Annotated in this window: 8 protein-coding genes; 4 read left to right on the top strand and 4 right to left on the bottom strand. The window is 66.4% G+C overall.

Annotated elements, in window-relative coordinates:
• A partial coding sequence (locus DU475_RS05675) for an enoyl-CoA hydratase-related protein (protein ID WP_246700246.1) occupies nucleotides 1-428 on the top strand: 428 nt, incomplete at its 5' end.
• A 182-nt stretch (nucleotides 429-610) separates the two neighbouring features.
• Here the strand turns inward: DU475_RS05675 and radC are convergent.
• Both radC and DU475_RS05665 read right to left on the bottom strand, forming a co-directional pair.
• Nucleotides 611-1,324, bottom strand: a complete 714-nt coding sequence (radC, locus tag DU475_RS05670) for a RadC family protein (RefSeq protein WP_164631162.1) — start codon at nucleotides 1,322-1,324, stop codon at nucleotides 611-613.
• 111 nt (nucleotides 1,325-1,435) lie between these two features.
• Nucleotides 1,436-1,678: a hypothetical protein gene (locus DU475_RS05665; protein ID WP_142883985.1), complete on the bottom strand. Its 243-nt coding sequence runs from the start codon at nucleotides 1,676-1,678 to the stop codon at nucleotides 1,436-1,438.
• Between the two features lie 106 nt (nucleotides 1,679-1,784).
• Here DU475_RS05665 and ku point away from each other — a divergent pair, with 106 nt between their 5' ends.
• Nucleotides 1,785-2,777 (top strand): non-homologous end joining protein Ku, encoded by a 993-nt coding sequence (gene ku / locus DU475_RS05660; protein WP_013500067.1) that lies wholly within the window; start codon nucleotides 1,785-1,787, stop codon nucleotides 2,775-2,777.
• A 224-nt stretch (nucleotides 2,778-3,001) separates the two neighbouring features.
• Here ku and map read toward each other — a convergent pair whose 3' ends face one another.
• Complete coding sequence (gene map, locus DU475_RS05655; protein WP_047308176.1) at nucleotides 3,002-3,826, bottom strand: type I methionyl aminopeptidase; 825 nt, start codon at nucleotides 3,824-3,826, stop codon at nucleotides 3,002-3,004.
• Between the two features lie 204 nt (nucleotides 3,827-4,030).
• On the opposite strand from map, the gene DU475_RS05650 reads away from it, so the two are divergent.
• Nucleotides 4,031-5,827 carry a potassium/proton antiporter gene (locus DU475_RS05650; protein ID WP_142883983.1) on the top strand — a complete coding sequence of 599 codons (1,797 nt, stop codon included), beginning with the start codon at nucleotides 4,031-4,033 and terminating at the stop codon, nucleotides 5,825-5,827.
• 21 nt (nucleotides 5,828-5,848) lie between these two features.
• Here DU475_RS05650 and mepA read toward each other — a convergent pair whose 3' ends face one another.
• A complete protein-coding gene (mepA, locus tag DU475_RS05645) occupies nucleotides 5,849-6,811 on the bottom strand; it encodes a penicillin-insensitive murein endopeptidase (protein ID WP_047308178.1) in 963 nt (320 codons plus the stop codon).
• Between the two features lie 365 nt (nucleotides 6,812-7,176).
• On the opposite strand from mepA, the gene DU475_RS05640 reads away from it, so the two are divergent.
• The gene (locus DU475_RS05640; protein ID WP_164631160.1) at nucleotides 7,177-9,414 is read left to right on the top strand and encodes a putative bifunctional diguanylate cyclase/phosphodiesterase; all 2,238 of its coding nucleotides are present in this window, start codon (nucleotides 7,177-7,179) and stop codon (nucleotides 9,412-9,414) included.
• The last annotated feature ends 4 nt before the right edge of the window (nucleotides 9,415-9,418 follow it).

The following is a 9,418-nucleotide window of genomic DNA, read 5'->3' as shown; positions in this document are numbered from 1 at the left end:
ATATGCGCGTGGTCGCCGAAGACGCCACCTTCGGGGTTTACTGCCGCCGCTTCGGCGTGCCGCTGATCGATCTCGGCACCATCCGGCTGCCGCGGCTGATCGGTCACTCGCAGGCGATGGATCTGATTCTCACCGGCCGTCCGGTGGCGGCCGACGAGGCGCACCGCATCGGGCTCGCCAACCGTCTGGTGCCGCGCGGCGAGGCGCTGTCGCGCGCGATCGAACTCGCCAAGCAGATCGCGCAGTTCCCGCAGACCTGCCTGCGCGCCGACCGGCTGTCGGCCCTGCAGCAATGGGATCTGCCGGAAGAAGATGCGATCATGAACGAGATGTGCGGCGGGCTGAAAGTGATCCAGTCCGGCGAAACCCTGTCCGGCGCGACCCGCTTCGCGCAAGGCGAAGGGCGGCACGGAGCGTTCACGTCCTGACAACCGATGCCGATCGGCAGGATCAAGCACTTTCCACGCCCACTTCGTCATCCTGAGGCGCCGCCGCGTAGCGGCTGCCCCGAAGGATGGGCCGCCGAGACTCGTAGCCGCATCATCCTTCGAGGCTCGCCCTTACGGGCGAGCGCCTTAGGATGACGATTCAACGAAGAAACGGCGTCGCTTCAAATCAGCTTCAGCCCCTTCAGGCTGGCGTGGCCGTTCTTGCCGACGATGATGTGGTCGTGCACCGCGATGCCAAGCGGTTCGGCGATCGTCATGATCGACTTGGTCATCTGGATGTCGGCCTGCGACGGTGTCGGATCGCCGGAGGGGTGGTTGTGCACCATGATCACCGCGGTCGCCGACAATTCCAGCCCGCGTTTGACGATCTCGCGCGGATACACCGGGGTGTGGTCGACGGTGCCGACCTGTTGCAGCTCGTCGGCGATCAGTTGGTTGCGCTTGTCGAGAAACAGGATCCGGAACTGCTCTTTGTCGGCGAACGCCATGGTGGTGCGGCAATAGTCGATCACCGCCGACCAAGATGACAGCACGGTGCGCTGCTTCACCTGCCCCTTGGTCACCCGCGCGGCAGCCGCAGCAATCAGCTTGACCTCGATGATGGCCGCCTCGCCGAGCCCGCTGACCTCGCGCAGCCGTTCGGCCGGGGCATGCACCGCCTCGGCGAACGAGCCGAACCTGGCGATCAGCGCCTTGGCGAGCGGTTTGACGTCCCGGCGCGGCAACGCCCGAAACAGCACCAGTTCGAGCAGCTCGTAGTCGGACAGCGCGTCGGCCCCGGCCTCGCGGAACCGTTCCCGCAGCCGCTCGCGATGGCCGTGATAGTGCGGCGCTTCGGCAAATCCCGGTTGCGGCGATCGCTCGGCGTCGTCCATCGGCAATTCCACCGCCGTGCATGGTCCCGTTGTCACAACCATGCCGCGCTGCGCGGCTTTTGCAACCGGAATTCGGCCGCGTCGCCCGGTGGTTAACAGGCCGGAGGGGACTCAATCGGCGCTCGGCAGCCTGCGCATCGTGAATTCGATGGTGTCGCCGGGCAATTCGCGCCAGCTCTCGACGCTGCTCATATAGGCCGCCTTCGGCCACGCCTCGAGAAACGCCTTCGCCTTGGCGCGCGCGTCCGGGCGGGGCAGCACGTAGGTCTCGCGCAGGAAGCCGTCGGCCGGCGTGCTGCGCCGCGCCATCCGCGTCGCAAGATCACGTGGCAAATCCCGGGGACGATCGACCATGGCGGCGGCTCCGCTGCGCTCCTTGTGAGCAAGATAGTCGGTCCGGGGAACGAATCCGAGTCCTTCCGGCTTTGAGTCCGGTTCGAGTAGCAGTGGAGTATGCGTCATGGCCCCTCGCGCCAACTGGAAGGGCTTTCTCAGGTTGTCTCTGGTGACCTGCCCGGTAGCGCTCTACCCGGCCACCTCGGATTCCGAGAAGATCAGCTTCAACCAGATCAACCGCGCCACCGGGCATCGGATCAAATACCTGAAGGTCGATGCCGAGACCGGCGACGAGGTGCCGGCCGACGAAATCATGAAGGGCTACAAGGTCGATACCGACAGCTACATCGAAATCACCAGGGACGAGCTCGACAACATCGCGCTGGAATCCACCCGCACCATCGAAATCGATCAGTTCGTGCCGCGACCCGAGATCGACGATCTGTATCTGGTCCGCCCGTATTACCTGGTACCGGACGGCAAGGTCGGTCACGATGCCTATGCGGTGATCCGCGAGACCATCCGCAGCATGGACAAGGTGGCGCTGGCGCGGGTGGTGCTGACCAATCGCGAGCACGTCATCGCCCTGGAGGCGCGCGACAAAGGCCTGGTCGGGATGCTGCTGCGCTATCCCTACGAGGTGCGCGACGCCGCCGACTATTTCGACGACATCCAGGACGTCAAGATCACCAAGGACATGCTCGATCTCGCCAAGCACATCGTCGAGCAGAAGTCCGGCCACTTCCAGCCGGATCTGTTCGAAGACCACTACGAAAGCGCGCTGACCGAACTGATCAACAGCAAGATGGCCGGCCAGCCGGTCAAGCCGCAGGCCCGGCCGCGCGGCGACAATGTCGTCGACTTGATGGATGCGCTGCGCCGGAGCCTCGGCGAAAGCGGCAAGTTGGCGCCGGCTGCTGCGCCCAAGAGCTCTGCTGCAGACAAGCCCGCCGCCGCGAAGCCTGCGAAAGCCAAGAAGCGCAAGACGGCCGCCGGCCAAAAGGAAATGCTGCTGCCGATCTCCGGCCAGGGTGCCGGCAAAGCGAAGGAAGGACCGGCAAAGGCAAAGAAGCCGGCGCGGAGCGTGGCCGGTAGTAAGGCCCGGAAGGCCGGTTAGTTCACCACAACCTCAGCGCCTGCGAGCACTGAGTTGAATCTCAAGCGTGGGCACGGCGCAAGGCGTCTTTGCCCACCCTACGCTTGCTTCGCGGAGCGAGGTCTCTCAGCGAGTCATTCCGGGGCGCGAGCATAGCTCGCGAACCCGGAATCTCTCTTCGCACCGACACATCAGGATTCCGGGTTCGCGCCTGACGGCGCGCCCCGGAATGACGACTGATCCGCTCAGCTCTGGAACGGCGGCTTGTCGAGGTTCTTCGGCGACAGCGTGAAGATCTCGCAGCCGTCTTCGGTGACGCCGATCGAATGCTCGAACTGCGCCGACAGCGAGCGGTCGCGGGTCACTGCGGTCCAGCCGTCGGACAGGATCTTCACGTACGGTTTGCCGAGATTGATCATCGGCTCGATGGTGAAGAACATGCCGGGCTTCAGCACCGCACCCTGCCCCGGGCTGCCGACGTGGATGATGTTCGGCTCGTCGTGGAACAGCCGGCCGAGACCGTGGCCGCAGAAGTCGCGCACCACGCTCATCTGCTGCGGTTCGACGAAGCTCTGGATCGCATGACCGATGTCGCCGGTGGTGGCGCCGGGCTTGACGGCCGCGATGCCGCGCATCAGCGACTCGTAGGTGACGTCGATCAGCCGCTCGGCTTTGCGGGCGACCGGGCCGACCGGATACATCCGGCTGGAATCGCCGTACCAGCCGTCGACGATATAGGTGACGTCGACATTGACGATATCGCCTTCCTTCAGCGGCCGATCGCCGGGCATGCCATGGCAGACCACGTGGTTCAGCGAGGTGCAGGTCGAATAGCGGTAGCCGCGGTACATCAGCGTCGCCGGATAGGCGCCATGGCTGAAGGCGAACTCGCGCACGAAGTCGTCGATCCGCGAGGTTGGAACCCCCGGCTTGACGATGTCGACCAGTTCGTCGAGGCAGCGCGCCACCAATTGGCCGGCCTTGCGCATCCCGGCGAAGCCGGCAGGGCCGTGCAGCTTGATCTGCCCGGTCTTGCGCAGGGCGGCTTCGGAGGCGTCCACGTAGCTCATAAGGATCGATCTTTTCAGGATGTCGGTGATTTGATCCCAATCTAGTGAGCGCGGCAGCCGGCAGCAAGCGCACGGGCCGGCCGTCTGGGTCGCCGGCCAGACATGGCCGCCGCGAAGGCCATCGGCCGGAATGCTCTCTTGGCGACGCAATCCGGCGACGTTAAGGATGCGGCAAGCGCACCTTCACCAAATCGCAGAGAGGCAATGGAGTCCCTCGACTCGGTCAGCATCGCCATTCTGCTCGGCTCGGTCCTGGTGATGGCGGGGATCCTGTCGAGCCTGCTGGCGCTGCGGTTCGGCGCGCCGCTGCTGCTGGTGTTTCTGGTCGTCGGCATTCTGGCCGGCGAGTCCGGCCCTGGCGGTCTCGCCTTCAACGATCTCGGCACCACCTATCTGGTCGGGTCGGTGGCGCTGGCGCTGATCCTGTTCGACGGTGGCCTGAAGACCCGGTTCTCCAGCATCAAGGCGGTGCTGGCGCCGTCGATGGGGCTGGCGACCGTCGGCGTGCTGCTGACGGCGCTGATCACCGCGCCGGTGGCGAAATACATGCTCGATCTGAGCTGGGTCGAGGCGCTGCTGGCCGGCGCCGTGGTCGCCTCCACCGACGCTGCCGCAGTGTTCCTGCTGGTGCATTCCCAGGGCCTGCGGCTGCGCCCGCGCGTCGGCGCCACGCTGGAGGTCGAATCCGGCACCAACGATCCGTTCGCGGTGTTCCTGACGCTGATGCTGGTCGAGCTGATCACCCATGGCGGTCAGGGCTCGATCTGGGACGTCGTGCTCGAATTGCTGCAGCAGGGCGTGCTCGGCGCCCTGATCGGCGTGGTCGGTGGTCGCATCGTGGTGATGGCGCTGAACCGGGTGGCGTTGCCGCAGGGCCTGCATGCGCCGTTCGTCACCACCGCCGCGCTGGTGGTATTCGGTGCGGCGCAGATCTCGCATGCGTCCGGCTTCCTGGCGGTCTATCTCGCCGGCATGATCATCGGCAATCAGCCGACCCGCGCGCACAATTCGGTGGTGGCGTTTCTCGACGCCGCGACCTGGCTGGCGCAGATCGTGATGTTCGTGCTGCTCGGCCTGCTGGTGTCGCCGCAGCGGCTGATGAGCAGCATCGGCCCCGCCGTGGTGATCGCGCTGGCCCTGATGCTGGTGGCGCGGCCGCTCGCGGTGTTCATCTGTCTGGCGCCGTTCCGGTTCAATTGGCGGGAGCGGCTGTTCATCGCCTGGGTCGGCCTGCGCGGTGCAGTCGCGATCTTCCTCGCCTCGATCCCGATGCTGGTCGGGCTGTCGAACGCTTACCAATATTTCGACGTCGCCTTCGTGGTGGTGCTGATCTCGCTGATGCTGCAAGGCTGGACGCTGGGGCCGGCAGCCCGCAAGCTGCACGTGGCGCTGCCCCGAACCGACCGCGGCCCGCGCCGGATCGAGCTGGATCTGCCCGGCCAGCTCGAGCAGCAGCTCGTCGGCTATGCGGTGCGACCGAAGAGCCTGTATCTGAAGCGCGGCCTGATTCCGTCATGGTCGAAGCCGACGCTGGTGATCCGTGACGAGCGTATCCTGACGCCCGAGGAGGCCGAGCCGGTCGCGCCCGGCGACTATGTCTATCTGCTGGCGCCGCCCGAAAAGGCCGCGGCGCTCGACCGCTTCTTCGTCGACATGCCGCCCTCGACCGCGCCCGACCCGCATCTGCTCGGCGATTTCATCGTCCCGGGCGAGACGTCGCTGGGCGATCTTGCCGCCGCCTACGGCGTCGGCGTGCCGCCCGGCCAGGAGGCGCTGACACTGGCCGATTACTTCGATATCCATCTCGATCAGGCGCCGGTGGTCGGCGCAACGCTGCCGCTGGACTCGATCGTGTTGGTGGCGCGCAGCCTCGGCGGTGGCCGCGTCAATGTAGTCGGCCTGCGGTTGCCGGAGGACGAGGATGACGCGCCGCCGCCGACCCGGTTCGCCAAGCTGAAGGCCAAGCTGTCGGAAATCTGGTCGCTGCTCGCAGGCGTCTAGCCCAGACCCTTTGGGAAACGGTCAGTCCGGCTTCTTGTCGGGCGCGTTCAGCACGGCTCGGCACTCGCCCGGCAGTTCCGCCAGCGTGAGCTGGTGCCGTGGCGGCGGGGGCTTGGTCGGCGGCTTCGGATGCAGCACCGCGTCGCTGAACCAATAGGCGAAGTCGGACGCGCTACAGCCCTCGCCGGAAGGCGGCTCTGGTTGCGATACGCAGCCGTCGACGCCCGGCGGGCAGCGCAGCCGGATGTGAAAGTGATAGTCATGGCCGTACATCGGCCGCACCTTCTGCAGCCAGCCACGATCGCCTCTGGCTTCGCGGCACAGCGCCTTCTTGATCGCGGCGTTGACGAAAATCCGGTCAACCGCCGGCTCCAACGCCGCGGCGCGGATCACCTTCCAATGCGATGGCGTCCAGGCCGATGGCTCGATATCCAGCCGGTCCTTGCGAACCATCATCACCGCCGACATCTCCTCGCGCTCGTTGCGCGACAAGCGGCGGTCCGGCATCGGCGTCAGCCAGATGTCGGCGTCGAGCCCGACCTGATGGCTGGCATGGCCGGTCAGCATCGGCCCGCCGCGCGGCTGCGACATATCGCCGACCAGAATGCCCGGCCAGCCGGCCTGGGCGTGGGCCTTGTCGGCCAGGATCTGGATCAGCCTGACGGTGTCCGGCAGTGCCCAATTCCGATTGCGGGACAGCCGCATCACCTGCCAGGTCGGGCCGTCGATCGGCAGCGCCAGGCCGCCGGCCATGCAGCCCTTGGCGTAAAACCCGACCGGCTGCGGCGGCAACGCTGCCGGCCGCAGCTTGCGGGCGAACAGCTCGCGGGCCGCGAGCGCCGGGTCGTTCGGGTTGGCCAGCGGCGGCAGTGGCTTGGGATCGAGCCGGCCCTTGTCCTGCGCCTGGGCTACGGCCAGGGACGACACCGTGGTCGCCAGCAAAGCGGCGAACCACATCGGGGCGGCGAGGATCGTGTGGTGCATCTGGTGACTATACCTTACGCCGGCGATCGGCTCGATGGTCTTCACCGGTCGTTCACGGCCTGCCGGTTACCGCGACCCGACTCCTTAAGACCCTGCTAACTCTACCGGATTCTGGCGCAATTTGATGCGCCTTGGGCCGAATCGCTCAGCACTTGGGCAGCAGCCGTCAGAATCCTCCGCGAATCCCCGACTCCACCCGCAAGACGGTCATTCGACACCGCGGGGCCTGCGGCGAATGCCTTTCCCGCAGGCAGACGAGGGCGTCGGCCAAGTCTGAGGCAGGCTGCTGGAACCGTGCGGTTATACAATTTTTTCAGACACTTATTGCACAACCAGGGCGTCATTTGCGTGATGAGGCGTGGTGGATGCCGCAAGTTCGGCTGAAGAAAAAGAAGACGGCGCGAAACCGTCCCGGGGCCGGCAGCGGCAGGATGCACCGATGCGGCTGGACCGCGCCGAGGCTGGCGTCGAAGCCGCGTCGCCGCGCCAACGCCGCGGAGGTCGTGGCCGGAGAACGCGCCGTCGAAGCCGCGCTCGAAGAAGCCAGGCGGTCGCACGAGCGGTTGCGCGAAGCGATCGACCTGATTCCGCAAGGCATCGTGTTTCTCGATGCCGACGGCCGCTACATCCTCTGGAACAAGCGCTACGCCGAGATCTACAAAGCCACGGCCGATCAGTTCAGAGCCGGCGCGCGGATCCAGGACACGATGCGGATCGGCATCGCGCGCGGCGACTATCCGGAAGCGATCGGCCGCGAGGAAGAGTGGATCGCCGAGCGGCTGCAGCGGATGTTCAATCCCGGTCACAGCCACGAACAGGTGCTGGCGGACGGCCGCTGCATCCAGATCGAGGAGCGCACCACGTCCGATGGCGGCATCATCGGCCTGCGCGTCGACATCACCGAGCTGAAGCAGCGCGAGGCGTCGTTCCGGCTGATGTTCGACAGCAATCCTGTGCCGATGATCGTTTGCGAGCTGAACGACGAACGGATTCTCGCGGTCAACGACGCTGCGGTCGAACATTACGGCTATTCGCCGTCGGAATTCGCCTCGCTGACCATCCGCCGGCTGCAGGCGTTCGACACCGAACTGCCGTGGTCCGGCGATCAGACCCACGAGGAGCGCACCGCGCGCACCTGGAAGCACGTCAAGGCCGACGGCTCGCTGATCGATCTGGCGATCTACTCGCGCCAGCTCACCTACAACGGCGAGCCGGCGGTGCTGCTGGCGCTGATGGACATCACCGAGCGCAAGCGCGCCGAGATGCGGCTCGCCTTCATGGCGCATCACGACGGGCTGACCGGGCTGCCGAACCGCAACTCGTTGCGCAAGCGGCTGGACGATCTGTTGATCCAGACCCGCCGCACCGGCGAGAAGATCGCCGTGCTGTTCCTCGGCATCGACAATTTCAAGGCCGTCAACGACACGCTCGGCCACGCCGTCGGCGACAAGCTGCTGCGCGGCGTCGCCCGCCGGCTGCGTTCGACGCTGCGCGAGGAGGATCCGCTGGCGCGGCTCAACTCCGACGAATTCGCGGTGATCCAGACCGGCATCAAGCGCCCCGAGGATATCGTGCTGCTCGCCAAGCGGCTGCTGCACGCGGTCGCCGAGCCCTATCTGCTGCAGGGCCATTCGGTGGTGATCGGCGCCAGCATCGGCATCGCGGTGGCGCCGGGTGACGGCGACGATTCCGAGAAGCTGCTGATGAACGCCGACATGGCGCTGTCGCGGGCCAAGAAGGACACCCGCGGCACCTTCAGCTTCTTCGAGGTCGGGATGGACGCGCGCGCCCAGGCGAGGCGCAAGATCGAGACAGATCTGCGCGCGGCGCTGCAGCACGAAGTGCTGCGTCCTTATTATCAACCGCTGGTGCGGCTCGCCGACGGCCGCATCACCGGCAGCGAAGCGCTGGTGCGCTGGCCGCACCCGGAGCGCGGCATGATCTCGCCGGCCGAGTTCATTCCGGTGGCCGAGGACACCGGCCTGATCAATGCCATCGGCGCGCAGATCCTGCGCTCGGCCTGCATGGACGCGGCGCGCTGGCCCGACGACGTTCGCGTCGCCGTCAACCTGTCGCCGCTGCAGTTCCGGGTCGGCAACCTCTTGTCGGTGGTGATGGATGCGCTGAAGCAATCCGGCCTGCCGCCGCGCCGGCTGGAGCTGGAGATCACCGAGACGCTGCTGCTGGAAAAGAGCAGCCAGGTGCTGGCGACGCTGCATGCGCTGCGCGCGCTCGGGGTGCGGATTTCGATGGACGATTTCGGCACCGGCTATTCGTCGCTGAGTTATCTGCGCAGCTTCCCGTTCGACAAGATCAAGATCGATCAGTCGTTCGTGCGCGGGCTGTGCGACAATCGCGAATCCCAGGCGATCGTCCGCGCCATCATCAGCCTCGGCAACGGCCTCGGCGTCACCATCACGGCCGAGGGCGTCGAGAGCGAGGCGGAGCTGAGCTGGCTGCGGGCCGAAGGCTGCCAGGAGGCGCAGGGCTTCCTGTTCAGCCACGCGCGGCCGAACGCCGAAATCACCGGGCTGCTCGAGCTGCAGCAAAGCGGCGCCTCGGTCGGCACGCCATTCGCGATGGGGTCGGCGCGGGTGGCGTAGGCTC

This window comes from Rhodopseudomonas sp. WA056, from assembly GCF_010906995.1.
GTDB lineage: Bacteria > Pseudomonadota > Alphaproteobacteria > Rhizobiales > Xanthobacteraceae > Rhodopseudomonas > Rhodopseudomonas palustris_G.
This window is presented reverse-complemented; position numbering and strand designations above follow the sequence as displayed.